Origin of the sequence: Burkholderia arboris (assembly GCF_038723655.1) — a bacterium.
In the GTDB taxonomy this organism is placed as follows: domain Bacteria; phylum Pseudomonadota; class Gammaproteobacteria; order Burkholderiales; family Burkholderiaceae; genus Burkholderia; species Burkholderia arboris.
Map to the genome: position 1 here is coordinate 1,908,601 of NZ_CP109822.1, position 14,190 is coordinate 1,922,790.

Annotated in this window: 13 protein-coding genes; 7 read left to right on the forward strand and 6 right to left on the reverse strand. The window is 69.3% G+C overall.

The window, feature by feature from the left end; translation table 11 throughout:
• Positions 1 to 88 precede the first annotated feature (88 nt).
• Complete coding sequence (locus OHZ10_RS25870; RefSeq protein ID WP_342704745.1) at positions 89 to 1,573, reverse strand: PLP-dependent aminotransferase family protein; 1,485 nt, start codon at positions 1,571 to 1,573, stop codon at positions 89 to 91.
• A 208-nt stretch (positions 1,574 to 1,781) separates the two neighbouring features.
• Between OHZ10_RS25870 and OHZ10_RS25875 the strand changes: the two genes are divergently transcribed.
• From OHZ10_RS25875 to OHZ10_RS25900, 6 genes are all read left to right on the forward strand, one after another.
• Positions 1,782 to 2,699 (forward strand): LysR family transcriptional regulator, encoded by a 918-nt coding sequence (locus tag OHZ10_RS25875; RefSeq protein ID WP_059240689.1) that lies wholly within the window; start codon positions 1,782 to 1,784, stop codon positions 2,697 to 2,699.
• A 122-nt stretch (positions 2,700 to 2,821) separates the two neighbouring features.
• Entirely contained in the window at positions 2,822 to 3,571 is a 750-nt protein-coding gene (locus tag OHZ10_RS25880) for an SDR family oxidoreductase (RefSeq protein WP_174992252.1), read from the forward strand.
• 568 nt (positions 3,572 to 4,139) lie between these two features.
• Positions 4,140 to 4,826, forward strand: coding sequence for a type 1 glutamine amidotransferase domain-containing protein (locus OHZ10_RS25885; protein ID WP_059240687.1), 687 nt, complete (start codon positions 4,140 to 4,142; stop codon positions 4,824 to 4,826).
• A gap of 140 nt (positions 4,827 to 4,966) precedes the next feature.
• Entirely contained in the window at positions 4,967 to 6,076 is a 1,110-nt protein-coding gene (locus tag OHZ10_RS25890) for an NADH:flavin oxidoreductase/NADH oxidase (RefSeq protein ID WP_059240686.1), read from the forward strand.
• Positions 6,077 to 6,215: 139 nt separating this feature from the next.
• Positions 6,216 to 7,286 (forward strand): AI-2E family transporter, encoded by a 1,071-nt coding sequence (locus OHZ10_RS25895; protein ID WP_174992251.1) that lies wholly within the window; start codon positions 6,216 to 6,218, stop codon positions 7,284 to 7,286.
• Between the two features lie 223 nt (positions 7,287 to 7,509).
• Positions 7,510 to 7,884 (forward strand): hypothetical protein, encoded by a 375-nt coding sequence (locus OHZ10_RS25900; RefSeq protein ID WP_059241002.1) that lies wholly within the window; start codon positions 7,510 to 7,512, stop codon positions 7,882 to 7,884.
• A 42-nt stretch (positions 7,885 to 7,926) separates the two neighbouring features.
• Here OHZ10_RS25900 and OHZ10_RS25905 read toward each other — a convergent pair whose 3' ends face one another.
• Positions 7,927 to 8,721 (reverse strand): SDR family NAD(P)-dependent oxidoreductase, encoded by a 795-nt coding sequence (locus tag OHZ10_RS25905; RefSeq protein WP_059240684.1) that lies wholly within the window; start codon positions 8,719 to 8,721, stop codon positions 7,927 to 7,929.
• 241 nt (positions 8,722 to 8,962) lie between these two features.
• Between OHZ10_RS25905 and OHZ10_RS25910 the strand changes: the two genes are divergently transcribed.
• Positions 8,963 to 9,808: an AraC family transcriptional regulator gene (locus tag OHZ10_RS25910; RefSeq protein ID WP_340625016.1), complete on the forward strand. Its 846-nt coding sequence runs from the start codon at positions 8,963 to 8,965 to the stop codon at positions 9,806 to 9,808.
• 15 nt (positions 9,809 to 9,823) lie between these two features.
• Here the strand turns inward: OHZ10_RS25910 and OHZ10_RS25915 are convergent, their stop codons facing one another.
• The 4 genes from OHZ10_RS25915 to OHZ10_RS25930 form a co-directional block, all read right to left on the reverse strand.
• Positions 9,824 to 10,411 carry a LysE family translocator gene (locus tag OHZ10_RS25915; RefSeq protein WP_059240682.1) on the reverse strand — a complete coding sequence of 196 codons (588 nt, stop codon included), beginning with the start codon at positions 10,409 to 10,411 and terminating at the stop codon, positions 9,824 to 9,826.
• A 99-nt stretch (positions 10,412 to 10,510) separates the two neighbouring features.
• Positions 10,511 to 11,968 (reverse strand): heavy metal sensor histidine kinase, encoded by a 1,458-nt coding sequence (locus tag OHZ10_RS25920; RefSeq protein WP_342704751.1) that lies wholly within the window; start codon positions 11,966 to 11,968, stop codon positions 10,511 to 10,513.
• Positions 11,965 to 12,660, reverse strand: a complete 696-nt coding sequence (locus tag OHZ10_RS25925; protein ID WP_009688307.1) for a heavy metal response regulator transcription factor — start codon at positions 12,658 to 12,660, stop codon at positions 11,965 to 11,967. The genes OHZ10_RS25920 and OHZ10_RS25925 overlap by 4 nt, the downstream gene beginning before the upstream one ends.
• Positions 12,661 to 12,682: 22 nt before the next feature.
• A complete protein-coding gene (locus OHZ10_RS25930) occupies positions 12,683 to 14,185 on the reverse strand; it encodes an efflux transporter outer membrane subunit (protein WP_059241001.1) in 1,503 nt (500 codons plus the stop codon).
• Positions 14,186 to 14,190 lie beyond the last annotated feature (5 nt).

The window sequence follows — 14,190 nt, forward strand, 5'->3', positions numbered from 1 at the left end:
TTGTTCGGTTGGGTAGCGCCCGGGTGGCGCGACAGGACCCACTTTAAGACTCGGACTGGCCTGCTTGAATAGCCAATTTTGCGGAAATTCAGGTAACCAGTGACGGCTCGCCGGCGATGCCCGAACCGAGCAGCCCGGCCAGCTTCGCGAGTGCCGTGTCGATGCGCAGCGCGTCGATGCCGCCATAGCCGAACAGCAGCCCCGCGCGGACCGGCACGCCGACATGGAACGTCGAGATCCCGTACAGGCCGATGTCCTGCGCACGCGCTGCGCGGACCAGCGCCGCTTCGTCGATCCCCGGTTTCAGGTGCGCGGCGAGGTGGATGCCGGCCGTCGGCACGATCGCGTCGAACCACGGCGCGAGTTCGCCCCGCAGGTGCGCGATCAGCATCTTGCGGCGCGCGTCGTAGTGCTTCTGCACGCGCTTCAGGTGCCGGGCGAAATCGCCTTCGAGCATGAAGCGCGCAAGCGCCGCCTGCGTCAGCGTGCAGGTGTGCCAGTCGACGATCTGCTTCGCCTTGGCCAGCGCGCCGCGCAGCGCGCGCGGCGGAATCGCGTAACCGATCCGCAGTTCGGGAAAGATCGTCTTCGAGAACGTGCCGACGTACGCGACGAGGCCGGTGCGGTCGAGGCTCTTCAGCGATTCGACCGGCCGGCCTTCGAAACGGAATTCGCCGTCGTAGTCGTCCTCGATGATCACCGCGCGGCGCCGCTGCGCCCATTCGAGCAGCGCGACGCGGCGATCGAGCGTCATCGGCATGCCGAGCGGGAACTGGTGCGACGGCGTCACGTAGACGAGCCGCGCTTCGTCGGGCAGCCGTTCGGTGACGAGGCCGTGCGCATCGACCGGCACGCCGATCACCGTCGCGCCGAGCGACGCGAACGCGGCGCGCGCGGGCGGATAGCCGGGATCCTCGACCGCGACGACGTCGCCGGGGCGCACGACGACACGCGCGAGCAGGTCGAGCGCCTGTTGCGCGCCTTGCGTGACGAGCACGTCGTCCCAACTGCACCCAACCGCGCGGCTGAACGCGACGTAGCGCGCGATCGCGCCGCGCAACTGCGGATCGCCGGCCGGGTCGTGGTACTGGCCGGGGCCGCGCGCCTGCTGGCGCAGCGCGTGATGCAGGCAGCGCCGCCACGCATCGAACGGGAACAGCGTCTTGTCGGTCACGCCGCCGCGGAAGTCGAAGCCCGGCGAATCCTGCGGCGTGGGCATCGCGAGCGCGTCGGGGAGGTCGTTCCACAGCGCGCGTGCGTCGACCGCGCTGACGCGCGGCGTGTCCTCGACGATCGACGGTGCCGATGTGGCCGCGGCGTGCGGCACGCGCGCGAGGCCATCGGCGACGAACGTGCCGTCGCCCGCGCGCGTATTCAGGTAGCCCTCGGCGACCAGGCGCTCGAACGCATCGAGCGTCGTCTTGCGCGACACGCCGAGCTGTTTCGCGAGGTCGCGCGTCGACGGCAGCCGCGCGCCGCTCGCGAGACGCCCGTCGACGATCGCGGTGCGCAGTTGCCGGAAGATTTGCCCGGTCAGGTCGTGACGGCCTTCGATGCGGATCGCGATGTCCATCGCAGTGGTTACCTCGATCGGGGTGATTTGGTGCCGATCAGCATACCGGAAGTCGGCTGCGTCAGCGGCGGTTCGGGGTGGCGAGCGGCTTGGCGCGATGCCGGCCGGGCCGCCCATTCCCGCGACGGGCGCCAGCCGCCGCCGGCCGATTGGACCGCAGCCCGCGGCTGCCTTACGATCCACGACAACCTCACCCCGGAGCGACCTCATGCTGTCCGAAGACGAACTGGCGCTGCTCGATGCGATCCGTGCCACCGGCAGCCTGTCGCGTGCGGCCGCGCGGCTCGGCAAGGCGCCGTCGACGGTGTCGCACGCGGCGCGCCAGCTCGAGACGCGGTTCGACGCGCTCCTGTTCGACCGGCGCGGCTACCGGTTGCAGCTCACGCCGGCCGGGCACGTGCTGGCCGACGAGGCGGTGCGATTGGCGCTGGACGTCGCGCGGCTCACGCAGCGTGTGCGGCAGGTCGCGAGCGGCTGGGAGGACCGGCTGTGGATCGTCAGCGACGAGGTTCTGGAGTTCGATACGCTGCTGCCGGTCGTCCGCGCATTCGACGCGCTCGATTCGGGCGTGTCGCTGCGTTTCACGCACGAGGTGCTCGGCGGCACCTGGGAAGCGCTGCGCGACGGCCGCGCGGATCTGGTCGTCGGCGCGACCAACGAGCCGCCGGCGATTCCGGGCTTCAAGTGGTTCGAGCTCGGCGCGATGGAGTGGGTGTTCGCGGTGTCGCCGCGCCATCCGCTGGCATCCGCGAGCGGTGTGCTGACGCGCGACGCGATCGGCGCGCATCGCGCGGTCGTCGTCGCCGATTCGTCGCGGCGGGCGGCCGGCCGTGCGTACGGGCTGCTCGGCGGGCAGGCCGTGCTCGCGGTGCCGTCGATGCGCGCGAAGATCCTCGCGCAGCGCGACGCACTCGGCGTCGGCTGGGTGCCGCGCCGGCGCGTGACGTCGTTGCTCGCGCGCGGTGATCTGGTCGAGAAGCAGACGGCCGATCCACGCGAGCCGAACCTGCTGTATGTCGCGTGGCACGGTGACCGCGACGGCCGTGCGCTGCAATGGTGGCTCGAGCAACTGCACGAACCGAGACTCGCGCAGCGGCTGCTGGACGGGATCGACGTGACCGGCTGACTCGGCGCGCCCAAACATGTTCGATGTTTTCGAACATGTCCGTCGCGCCCGTCGTACGGCACGGCCGGGCGCCGCGCGCATCCTGTGTTCACGGTCAACTCACCGGTTCACAGGAGAACATCATGCAACGCTTCGAAGGAAAAACGGTCCTCGTCACGGGCGGCAACAGCGGCATCGGCCTGGCAGCCGCCCGGGCATTCGCGGCTGAAGGTGCGCGGGTCATCATCACCGGACGCGACATCGAGACGCTGGAAGCCGCCCGGCAAACGCTCGGCGAAGGTGCGCTGGCGATTCGCAACGACGCCGGCAGCGTCGCGTCGGCCCGCGCGCTGGCGGACGCGATCGCGACGGCCGGCGCACGGCTCGACGCCGTGTTCATCAACGCGGGCGTCGCGAAACTCGCGCCGTTCGCCGACAGCGACGAGGCCATGTGGGACCTCGTGTTCAACACCAACGTGAAGGGCGCGTATTTCCAGATCCAGTCGCTCGTGCCGCTGCTGAACCGCGGCGCGTCGATCGTGATCAACGGCTCGATCAACGCGCACATCGGGATGCCCGGCTCGTCGGTGTATGCGGCGAGCAAGGCGGCGGTCAATTCGTTCGCGAAGACGCTGTCGACGGAACTGCTGCCGCACGGCGTGCGCGTGAACGTCGTCAGCCCGGGGCCGGTGCAGACGCCGCTGTACGGCAAGCTCGGGCTCGATGCAGCGACGCTCGACGAGACGGCGGACAAGATCAAGGGCCTCGTCCCGGTCGGCCGCTTCGGCACGCCGGAAGAAATCGCGTCGACGGTGCTGCACCTGAGCGCGGCGGAATCGGCGTTCATCGTCGGCGCAGAAATCATCGCGTCGGGCGGAATGGGGTTGCTCTGATCCGCGACACGGACGGGGCCGTCACCGGGCGATGCAACTCCCCGGGCGGACGGTCCCCGTCATCTGCCTGACGGGAGCGTGCGAACCGCGCCTGTCGGGACGCACAGGCGCCCGCCATCGAGGCACGCGACACCGACGGCCCGCTGCACGGCCAGCCGGCGCGGGAGCGCGGCGGAATCGGCCGCGAACGTTGCCGGGCGGTGTCCCGCGTTCCGCGCGGGTCGACGAAAAGGCCATGACGCCGGCAGGGGCGAATGCCCGTTGCGCTAGACGACCGGTCTAATTCGACGCTATCATCCGTCCCGTGAATGCGACGACGTATTCGGGCCCGGACAGCCAAGACGCGAAAATGCCATGTCGCGCTGCGATGCTGTCCAGGCAGCGAGACGCCGTCGTTTTATTTGGTTTGCTTCTAGACGACTGGTCTAATAGGTGCAGAGGGCATTCGACTCGATGAATCGCACGTTGACGCGCCAGCGCTGACTAACCGACAGGCGTGCCGCGCCGACCGGCCGACTCCGGTTGCGCGGCCCCGTTCCCCCGTTCAATTTCGAAGGAGTGTCCGATCATGAAGATTCTGGTTGTCCTGACCTCGCACGACACGCTCGGCGACACCGGCAAGAAGACCGGCTTCTGGCTCGAGGAACTGGCCGCGCCGTACTACACGTTCAAGGATGCGGGCGTCGAGCTGACGCTCGCGTCGCCGAAGGGCGGCCAGCCGCCGCTCGACCCGAAAAGCAGCGATCCGTCTGCGCAGACCGATGCGACGCGCCGCTTCGACGCGGATGCGGCGGCCAAGGCCGAACTTGCGTCGACGCACAAGCTGACCGACGTGTCGGTGGACGACTACGACGCCGTGTTCTACCCGGGCGGCCACGGCCCGCTGTGGGATCTCGCCGAGGATCTGCATTCGATCGGCCTGATCGAGCGTGCGCTCGCGGCCGGCAAGCCGGTCGCGACCGTCTGCCATGCGCCGGGCGTGCTGCGGCACGTGAAGAACCCGCAGACCGGCGAGTCGGTCGTGCGCGGCAAGCGCGTGACGGGCTTCACCAACAGCGAGGAAGCCGCGGTCGAGCTGACCGAAGTCGTGCCGTTCCTCGTCGAGGACATGCTGAAGACCAACGGCGCGGAATTCGAGCGCAGCGCCGACTGGGCGCCGCATGTCGTCACCGACGGTCTGCTGATCACCGGGCAGAATCCCGCGTCGTCGGAGCCCGCCGCCGAGGCGCTGCTCGCGAAGCTCGGCCGCCGGTAATGCATGACGCCGGCCGGGCCGGCGCCGTTTCCCCTCCGTCGCCGGGTGCAATCGGCCCGCCGACGGCCCGAATCGTTGCGTCGCGCGCACCGCGCGCCGCATTTCCAGCCGTTTTGCAGAACCAAGCAAAGGAGTCGTGGATGTCTGCCCTGTTCGAACCGTTCAAACTCAAGGATGTCACGCTGCGCAACCGCATCGCGGTGCCGCCGATGTGCCAGTACGTCGCCGAAGACGGTGTCGTCAACGACTGGCATCACGTGCATCTGGCCGGCATCGCACGGGGCGGCGCGGGCCTCGTGATCGCCGAGGCGACGGCCGTGTCGCCGGAAGGACGCATCACGCCGGGCTGCGCCGGGCTGTGGAACGATGCGCAGGCCGAAGCGTTCGCGCCGTCGGTCGCGGCGATCAAGGCGGCGGGCTCGGTGCCCGGCATCCAGCTCGCACACGCGGGCCGCAAGGCGAGCGCGAACCGGCCGTGGGAAGGCGACGACCATATCGCCGACGGCGATCCGCACGGCTGGCCGACCATCGCGCCGTCGGCCGTACCGTTCGGTGCGCACCTGCCGAAGGTGCCGCGTGAAATGACGCACGACGACATCGCCCGCGTGCAGGCCGACTTCGTCGCATCGGCGAAGCGTGCGCGAGACCTCGGCTTCGAGTGGCTCGAACTGCATTTCGCACACGGCTATCTCGGCCAGAGCTTCTTCTCGGTGCATTCGAACCAACGCACCGACGAATACGGCGGTTCGGCCGAAAACCGCGGCCGCTTCCTCGTCGACACGCTCGCGGCCGTCCGCAAGGTCTGGCCCGAACATCTGCCGCTGACCGCGCGCCTGGGCGTGATCGAATACGACGGCCGCGACGAAGAGACGCTCGCCGAATCGATCGCGTTGACGCAGCGGATGAAGCAGGAAGGGCTCGACATGCTGAGCGTGTCGGTCGGCTTCTCGACGCCCGCCGCCCAGATTCCGTGGGGCCCGGCCTTCCTCGCGCCGATCGCCGAGCGCGTGCGCCGCGAGGCCGGGCTGCCGGTGTCGTCCGCGTGGGGGATCGACACGCCGCAACTGGCGAACCGCGTGGTCGCCGAAGCGCAGCTCGATCTCGTGATGGTGGGCCGCGCGCACCTGGCCGATCCGCACTGGCCGTACTACGCGGCGAAGCAGCTCGGCGTCGAACGCCCGTCGTGGACGCTGCCTGCGCCGTACGCGCACTGGCTCGAGCGTTACCGGATCGCCGACAAGGTGGCCTGAGCGGGCGCATCGACGGAGCGCCGGGGCGGCCCGCGTGTCACGCGTGTCGCCGCCGATCCGGCGCCGATGGATAGAATGGCGGTTCGTGCAGGCCGGATGCCTGCGCGAACCGCCATTTTTCCATTTCGACAGAGGTGCCATGGGCGCACATGTCCCGTCGTCTCACGATTCCGCCACGCGGCCGCGCGTGCAGCAGATCGCCCGCGTCGCGCTGTATGCGGCGCTGCTGGTGCTCGCGCTGTGGGTGATCCGCGATTTCCTTCCTGCCATCGCGTGGGCCTGCGTGATCGCCATCGCGATGTGGCCGCTGCTGAAGCGCTTCGAATCGCACCGGCTGTTCCGTGACCGGCCGACGCTGATCGCGACCGTCATCACCGCAGGGATTTCGCTGCTCGTCGTGCTGCCGGTGGCGGTCGCGGCGAGCCAGGCGATCGCGCAGGCGCATGACCTGCGCGAGTGGCTGCGCACGATCCAGGACAACGGCATCCCGTTGCCGGATGTGGTCAGCCGGTTGCCGTACGGCGCGGCGCAGATCACCGAATGGTGGCAGGCCAATCTCGGCCATCCGCTGCACGCAGCCAGCGCGATGCACGGCGTCAACGGCGAGAAGTTCATCGCGTTCGGCCGGCAGTTCGGCACGAAGCTCGCGCACGGGCTGCTCGAATTCGGTTTCATGCTCGTTACGCTGTTCGTGATCCTGCGTGCCGGCCACAAGCTGTCGGGGGCGTTGCTGCAGGGCGCGCGGCGCGCGTTCGGGCGCAACGGCGCGGAACTGATCGAGCGCATGGTCGCGGCCGTATTCGGCACGGTGACGGGGCTCGTTGTCGTCGGGCTCGGCGAGGGCGCGCTGCTCGGCGTCGCCTATGCGCTCGCGGGCGTTCCGCACGCGGCGCTGCTCGGCCTCGTCACGGCGGTCGCCGCGATGCTGCCGTTCTGCGCGCCGGTCGTGTTCTGCGGCGCGGCGCTCTGGCTGTTCGTACAGGGGGCGACCATGTGGGCCGTCGTGGTGGCGGCGCTCGGGTTCATCGTCGTGTTCATCGCCGAGCATTTCGTGCGGCCGGTGCTGATCGGCAGTTCGGCGCGGCTGCCGTTCCTGCTCGTGCTGTTCGGCATCCTCGGCGGCGCCGAGACGTTCGGCCTGATCGGGCTGTTCGTCGGCCCGGCGCTGATGACGGTGCTCACGATGCTGTGGGCCGAATGGATCGCCTGAAGAGGCAGGCCGTCGCGCCGCTTTGACGAAGCGGCGCGGCAGGATCGATGCGTGTACGCGCATCGATCCTGCCGGAACGGTCGGTCGCGATCCGGTTTGCGCGAAAGCCGGCAATGCAGGAATTCGTATACGGTTCTCTATATTTCTTTTCGATCCGGACCCAAAGGTCTAGTAGCATGGGGCTTTCGATCACGCCGGCATGGCGCAGCAGATTTTCCCAAGCATGCGATTGATTCCGATGTCCCGTCCCGCGGCAACGCTGTCCCTGGCCGCCAGTTGCCTGATGTTGCACGGCTGCGCGTGGTTCGACTCGTGGCTGCCGTTTTCGTATTCGCGCACGCCGCTTGCACGGGCCGCGTCGCGGCACGGCGCGACGCGCGCCGACGTCGTCCGCGCCGCCGGCAACCCGCGCAGCGTCTGGATGGTCCGCAACGGCAGCGGCGTCTGCTACAACTACTTCATCGAGCACGGCAACGATCACCGGTCGTACTTCGTCGTCTTCGACAAGGCCGGCGTCGTCACGCAGTACGGCTTCGATTCCTGCATGGACGCCGACCGCAAGGGCACGCTCCAGCCGGGCAAGGCCGCCTCGCGCTAGCGCGGCGGCGCGCGCCGCCCCCGCGCAACGCGCCGGCTGGCGTCATGCGATCGTGTCGAGCACGCCGCCGTCGGCGCGCAGCGCGGCGCCCGTCGTCGCCGAAGCCAGCGGCGAACACACGTACACGACCAGGTTCGCGATTTCCTCGGGCAACGCCGGCCGCTGGATGATCGAGGTCGCCCGCTCGGTGCGCACGAAATCGACCGCGACGTCGTCGATGCTGCGGCCCGTTTCGTCGGCCTGCGCCTTCAGCATCGCGCGCACGCCTTCCGACATCGTCGGCCCCGGCAGCACCGAGTTGACGGTCACGTTCGTGCCGGCCGCGAGCTTCGCGAGGCCGCGCGCGATCGATAACTGCGCGGTTTTCGTGAACCCGTAATGAATCATGTCGACCGGGATGTTCAGGCCCGATTCCGACGAAATGAACACGATGCGACCGGCATTGCGTTCGATCATCCCTTTCAGGTAATGCCGCGCGAGCCGCACGCCGGACATCACGTTCATCTGGAAATAATGTTCCCATTCTGCGTCGTCGATGTCGAAGAACGCCTTCAGGCCGTAGATGCCCGCGTTGTTGACGAGGATGTCGGCATCGGGCGTGTGCTGCGTGACGCGCGCGACGCCGGCTGCGTCGGACAGGTCGGCGGCGACCCCGTCGAAGCTTGCGCCGGGCACGGCGTCGCGCAGTTTCGCGAGCGCGGACTGCACCGACGCGTCGCTGCGGCCGTTGACGACGACGCGCGCGCCGGCTTGGGCGAGCCCTTCGGCGATCGCGAGCCCGATGCCGGCGGTGGAGGCGGTGACGACCGCGGTCTTGCCTTTCAGATCGATTTGCATGTGCGTGACGGGGGAAGGGTGAACGGGACCCGGCGCGCGTGCCGCGGCGGCCGGAACTCAAAGCTTAGGCGAAACGGCGCGGTCCGGTGTCGAAGCCGGCGGTCCGGCGGTCCGGCGGTTCGGCGGTTCGGCGATCCGGCGATCCGGCGATCCGGCGATCCGGCGATCCGGCGATCCGGTTGCGCGGCGTCGCACAGTCTTGTACGGTGAGCGTTCGCCGTCCGAACCGGGAGCCCGCCGCGTGAGCCGTACCGCCAACCGATCCATCGACCCGTCGCCGTTCTGGCGCGACGCCGCGCTGCCGTTCATCGAGGCGCGCACGGTCGATGACGGGCGCGAGATCTGTTACGCGAAGCACACGCACGACACGTTTTCGGTGGGCGCGATCGTCGGCGGTACCAGCACCTACATGAACGGTGCGACGAACGAACAGGTCGGGCGCGGCGTGCTCGTGATCATCGATCCGGAACAGGTGCATGCGTGCAACCCGTACGGCCCCGATGCGTGGGCGTACCGGATGGTCTATGTCGACGTGCCGTGGCTCGCGCGGCTGCAGCATTCGCTGGGCCACGATCCGAACACGGATTTTCGCGGCTTTTCACCGAAGTTGACCGAGCGGGGCGACCTGTTCGCGCAATTTGGCGGTTTCTACCGCACACTCGTGTCGCCTGCCGCCGAGCCGCTGGGAAAGGAGAGCGCGGCCGTCGAATTCTTCACCGCGCTGCACGGCGCGCTCGATCGCGAGCTGCCCGACCCGCGGCCAGGCGACGACAACGCCAAACTCGCGCGCGCGGCCGACTACATCGCCGCGCATTGCCGCGAGGGCGTCACGCTCGATGCGATCTGTGCGGCGGCCGACCTGTCGCCGTCCTACCTGATCCGCGCTTTCAACGCGCGCTACGGGATGACGCCGCATGCATTCCTGATCGATCGCCGCGTGCAGTACGGCCGTACCGAGCTGCGCCGCGGCCGGCCGATCGCCGAAGTCGCGCTCGATGCCGGCTTTGCGGACCAGGCGCATTTCCAGCGCGCATTCCGGCGGATTGCCGCCGCGACGCCCGGGCAATACCGCAGCGCGATGCGCTGAGTTGCGCGGCTGCAGCTACACGTCGAGCAGAAACAGCGCGCTGCCCGCGAGCAGCAATGCCATCAGCCGGTTGAATACGCGCATGCGCCGTGCGTTCGCGAGCCGGTGCCGCAGCGACGCGCCCGCATACGCCCAGCAGGCGATTGACGCGAAGCAGATCACCAGATACAGCGCGGCGAATTGCCAGACCTGCGCGCGGTCGCCATCGGCCGCATACGCGCCCATCGCGGCCACGCACGCGAGCCACGCCTTCGGGTTGAGCCACTGCATCGCTGCGCCGGCCGCCGCCGACGGGCCGGCCACGTCCGGATCGGCTGACAGCCGGCCGTCGTCGAGCGCGAGCCGCAGCGCCATGTATAGCAGGAATGCGATCCCGGCCCATTGCGTGGCGGTCGTCAGCACGGGCCAGCGCGCGAGCGCCGCGTGCAGGCCGAGGCCGATCAGCAGAAAGAGCGCGACGAAGCCCAGCGTCGCGCCGGCCGCGTAGCGCAGGCTCGCGCCGAGCCCGTGGCGGGCGCCCGCGCTGAGCGCGACGATGTTGACGGGACCGGGGGTGATCGAAGAGGCGAGCGCGAACGCGGCCATCGAAACCAGCATGCTCATCAGGGGTCTCCATGCGAAATGTCGAAAGTCGCATCGAGACTACGGGAGCCGTTTCGGCCCGTATTGAAGAAAACTGCCCTCGGCGGCGCGTGGCCGCCGTCAGTGCAGGGCGCGCGGCGCGTGGGCCGGCCGCGCATCGTGCGCATCGGCCGGACCGGCTGTGTCGGCGGGGCGCAGCGGGCCGCCCGAGCAGGGTTGCGTCGACACCGAGAAGCCGAACGTATTGACGCCGCCCGCGCACGCGACGAACACGCCGCCGCCGTGCATCTCGGCCACGGCCTTGACGATCGACAGGCCGAGCCCGTGGTTCTCCTTGCTGTTCGCGCGTGCTTCCTCGAGCCGGTAGAAGCGCTCGAACACGTGCGAGCGCTGTACCGGGTCGATCGGTTCGCCGGGGTTCGACACGGCCATGTCGATGAGCGTGTCGCGGCGCGTGATCGTTACGTTCAGCGTCGCGCCGGGTGCCGAATGCTGGATCGCGTTGATCAGCAGGTTCGTCATCGCGCGGCGGAACAGCGACGGATCGACGGCCGCGCGCGCATCGCCGTGCAGTTCGGCGTGCAACTGCGCCTCGTCGAGCGGGATTTCGAGGAAGTCGAGCATGCGCCGCACCTCGTCGGCGAGCGACACGTCCTTCAGGTCGGTCGCGCGTTCGCCGCGGTCGCTGCGCGACAGGAACAGCATGTCGTTGATGATCACGCGCAGCCGCTCGAATTCCTCGAGGTTCGACTGCAGCGTCTGGCGCATCCGGTCGACCGAGCGGTCGCGACTCGTCAGCGCGACCTGGGTCTGGCCGATCAGGATGCTGATCGGCGTGCGCAGCTCGTGCGCGACGTCCGCGTTGAACGCTTCGAGCCGCGCGTAGGTTTGCTGGATGCGTTCGAGCGCGCCGTTGAACGACGTCGCGAGATCACGCAGCTCGGTCGGCAGCGCATCGGTCTGCAGCCGCTGGCGGCGGTTCGTCGCGCTGACGCTCGCCGCGTCCTGCGACAGCCGGTCGAGCGGCGCGAGCCCGAAGCGCGCGACCGCGCGGCTCAACAGCAGCGTGATGACGGTGGCCGTCGCGATCAGCGCGGCGAGCGTCCAGCCGAAGCGGCGCAGCATCCGCTGCGTCCGCTCGCACGACGTCGCGACGACCAGCTGCAGCGTCGGCCGTTCGCCGGCGCCGGCCAGCGTGATGGTCTTCGTCATCACCGCGTAGCTGCTGTCGTTGAGTTCGTAGCGCTGGAATGCGCCGAACGGCGGGTCGAGCGGCACGCCGTTGACGGGGTTGCCGAAGCGGAACGCCGGGTTGTCGCTGATGATCTGGTAGTGCGTCGAGCCGTCGGGCGGTTCGAGATCGGCGAGTTTTTCCTGCATCAGTCGGCCGCGTGCAGCCGTGGTCGCGTGCGACACGATCATCTCGGCGACCTTCGCGCGCGTGTCGATCGTCGCGCGCAACTCGGCGAACAGCTGGCGCTCCATCATCACGAACAGCCCGCAGCCGACCAGCGTGAACACGAGCAGCGACACGATGCCGAACATCGCCGAGAGCCGCAGGATGATCGAGCGTTTCATGCCCGCCGCTCCGTGTCGCCGTCTTCGCGCGCCTCGAGCACGTAGCCCATGCCGCGGATCGTGTGCAGCAGCTTGTCCGCGAACGGGCCGTCGAGTTTTGCGCGCAGGCGCTTGATCGCCGTCTCGACGACGTTCGCGTTGCTGTCGAAGTTTACGTCCCACACGAGTTCGGCGATCGTCGTCTTCGACAGCACTTCGCCGCTGCGCCGCGCGAGCACGCCGAGCAGCTGGAATTCCTGCGCGGTCAGGTCGAGCCGCGTGCCGTCGCGCGTCGCACGGCGGCCGATCAGGTCGACGCGCAGGTCGCCGATCGAGATCAGCGTCGATTCCTGCACGCGTGCGCGGCGCGTGAGCGCGCGCAGCCGTTCGATCAGTTCGAGGAACGAGAACGGTTTGGTCAGGTAGTCGTCGGCGCCGCCGCGCAGCCCGCGCACGCGATCGTCGACACGGTCGCGCGCGGTCAGCATGATGACGGGCGTCTGCTTCTGCGCGCGCAACGCGCGCAGCACGCCGAAGCCGTCGAGCTTCGGCAGCATCACGTCGAGCACGACCACGTCGTAGTCGAATTCGACGGCTTTCCATGCGCCGTCCTCGCCGTCGAGCGCGGTATCGACGACCCAGCCTTCCTCGGTCAGGCCGCTCTTCAGGTATTCGACGACTTTCGGTTCGTCTTCGACGATCAGCACTTTCATGTTCGTATTCCGCGTAACCGGGTTAAGGGCCGACGCCCGCGGTGCGCTGCGGGCCTGCCGCCGCGACGTCGGACGGCGCGGGGCCGTTCGTCGCAGCGCCGTCCCAGCCGCCGCCGAGGGCCTTCGCGAGAAACACGACGAGCGCCGCGCGCTGGCCCTGGATCTGCACGGCCTGGCGCTCGCTCGTCAGCAGTTGCTGCTGGGCCGTCAGCACATCGATGAACGGCGTCAGGCCGCCCGCGTAGCGGTCTTGCGCGAGCGATACGAGCTTGCGCGCGTCGTCGACGGCCGCCGATGCCTGCTGCGCGGCTTCGGCGAGGACCGACAGGCCCGTGACCGCATTTTGCACCTCCTGGAACGCGGTGAGCACGGTCTGCCGGTAGCTGGCCTGCGCGGCAACGTAGCCGGCCTGCGCGAAATCGACGCCGGCCTTCAGCTTGCCGCCTTCGAACAGCGGCTGGCTGAGCGACCCGCCGATCGACCACAGCAGCGCCGGCACGGTGAACAGGCCCGCAAAACGCGTCGCATCCCAGCCGATGTCGGGCGACAGCGTGATGCGCGGGAAATACGCGGCGCGCGCGACGCCGATCTGCGCGTTCGCGGCGGCCATCGCGCGTTCGGCCGATGCGACGTCGGGCCGCCGCTGCAGCAGGTCGCTCGGCATGCCGGTCGGCAGCGCCGGCGCATTGATCGGCACCACGCGCGGCGGCAGCGAGAATCCGGGGGCCGGCGTGCCGACCAGCGTCGCGATCGCGGTTTCGACCTGCACGCGCTGCTGGAGCAGCAACTGCGCCTGCGTGCGCGTCGCGTCGAGTTGCGAACGTTGCTGCAGCAGATCGAGGCCCGACACCGCGCCGAGGTCGTGGCGCGCGCTCACGTAGTCGAGCGCCTTCTGCTGCAGGTCGATCGAGCGCTTGACGACGTCGATTTCGCTGTCGAGCTCGCGCAGCGCGAAATAGCTCGATGCGAGATCGGCGGTCAGCACGAGGCGCGCGTTCGCGAAATCGTCGCGCGCCTGCTCGGTGGTCGCCTGCGCGGATTCGACGCTGCGCCGCACGCGGCCGAACAGGTCGAGCTCGTAGCTGACGGCGGCGCCGACCTGGATGTCGTTCTGCACGGTCGACATGCTTTGCGTCGCGTAATTGGTCTGCGGCCGGTCGGCGGAGATCTTGAAGCGCTGACCGCTCGCGTTCAGGCCCACCGCCGGATACTGCGCGGACGCGACCGACGCGAGCGTCGCCTTCGCCTGGTCGTAGCGCGCGGCCACCGCCTTCAGGTTCTGGTTGTTGCGCAGTGCATCGGCTTCCAGCGCGTCGAGCTGTGGGTCGCCGAACGCGCTCCACCATGCCGGATCGAGCGGCGCACGGGCGGGCGCGGCCGGGTGCCAGTACGCATCGGCCGGATCGAGCCGCCACGCGGCCGGCGTGTCGACGGCCGGGCGCTGGTAGTCCGGGCCGACGGCGCAGCCGGCGAGGGCCGCTGCCGCGACGGCGGCGAGCGCCACGGGCCGCACGCGGGCGCGCATCGCGA

Excerpts from the sequence above, each read along its gene's own strand:
- OHZ10_RS25870 (WP_342704745.1), bottom strand. The coding sequence starts at position 1,573 with ATGGACATCGCGATCCGCATCGAAGGCCGTCACGACCTGACCGGGCAA.
- OHZ10_RS25875 (WP_059240689.1), top strand. The coding sequence starts at position 1,782 with ATGCTGTCCGAAGACGAACTGGCGCTGCTCGATGCGATCCGTGCCACC.
- OHZ10_RS25880 (WP_174992252.1), top strand. The coding sequence starts at position 2,822 with ATGCAACGCTTCGAAGGAAAAACGGTCCTCGTCACGGGCGGCAACAGC.
- OHZ10_RS25885 (WP_059240687.1), top strand. The coding sequence starts at position 4,140 with ATGAAGATTCTGGTTGTCCTGACCTCGCACGACACGCTCGGCGACACC.
- OHZ10_RS25890 (WP_059240686.1), top strand. The coding sequence starts at position 4,967 with ATGTCTGCCCTGTTCGAACCGTTCAAACTCAAGGATGTCACGCTGCGC.
- OHZ10_RS25895 (WP_174992251.1), top strand. The coding sequence starts at position 6,216 with ATGGGCGCACATGTCCCGTCGTCTCACGATTCCGCCACGCGGCCGCGC.
- OHZ10_RS25900 (WP_059241002.1), top strand. The coding sequence starts at position 7,510 with ATGCGATTGATTCCGATGTCCCGTCCCGCGGCAACGCTGTCCCTGGCC.
- OHZ10_RS25905 (WP_059240684.1), bottom strand. The coding sequence starts at position 8,721 with ATGCAAATCGATCTGAAAGGCAAGACCGCGGTCGTCACCGCCTCCACC.
- OHZ10_RS25915 (WP_059240682.1), bottom strand. The coding sequence starts at position 10,411 with ATGAGCATGCTGGTTTCGATGGCCGCGTTCGCGCTCGCCTCTTCGATC.
- OHZ10_RS25920 (WP_342704751.1), bottom strand. The coding sequence starts at position 11,968 with ATGAAACGCTCGATCATCCTGCGGCTCTCGGCGATGTTCGGCATCGTG.
- OHZ10_RS25925 (WP_009688307.1), bottom strand. The coding sequence starts at position 12,660 with ATGAAAGTGCTGATCGTCGAAGACGAACCGAAAGTCGTCGAATACCTG.
- OHZ10_RS25930 (WP_059241001.1), bottom strand. The coding sequence starts at position 14,185 with ATGCGCGCCCGCGTGCGGCCCGTGGCGCTCGCCGCCGTCGCGGCAGCG.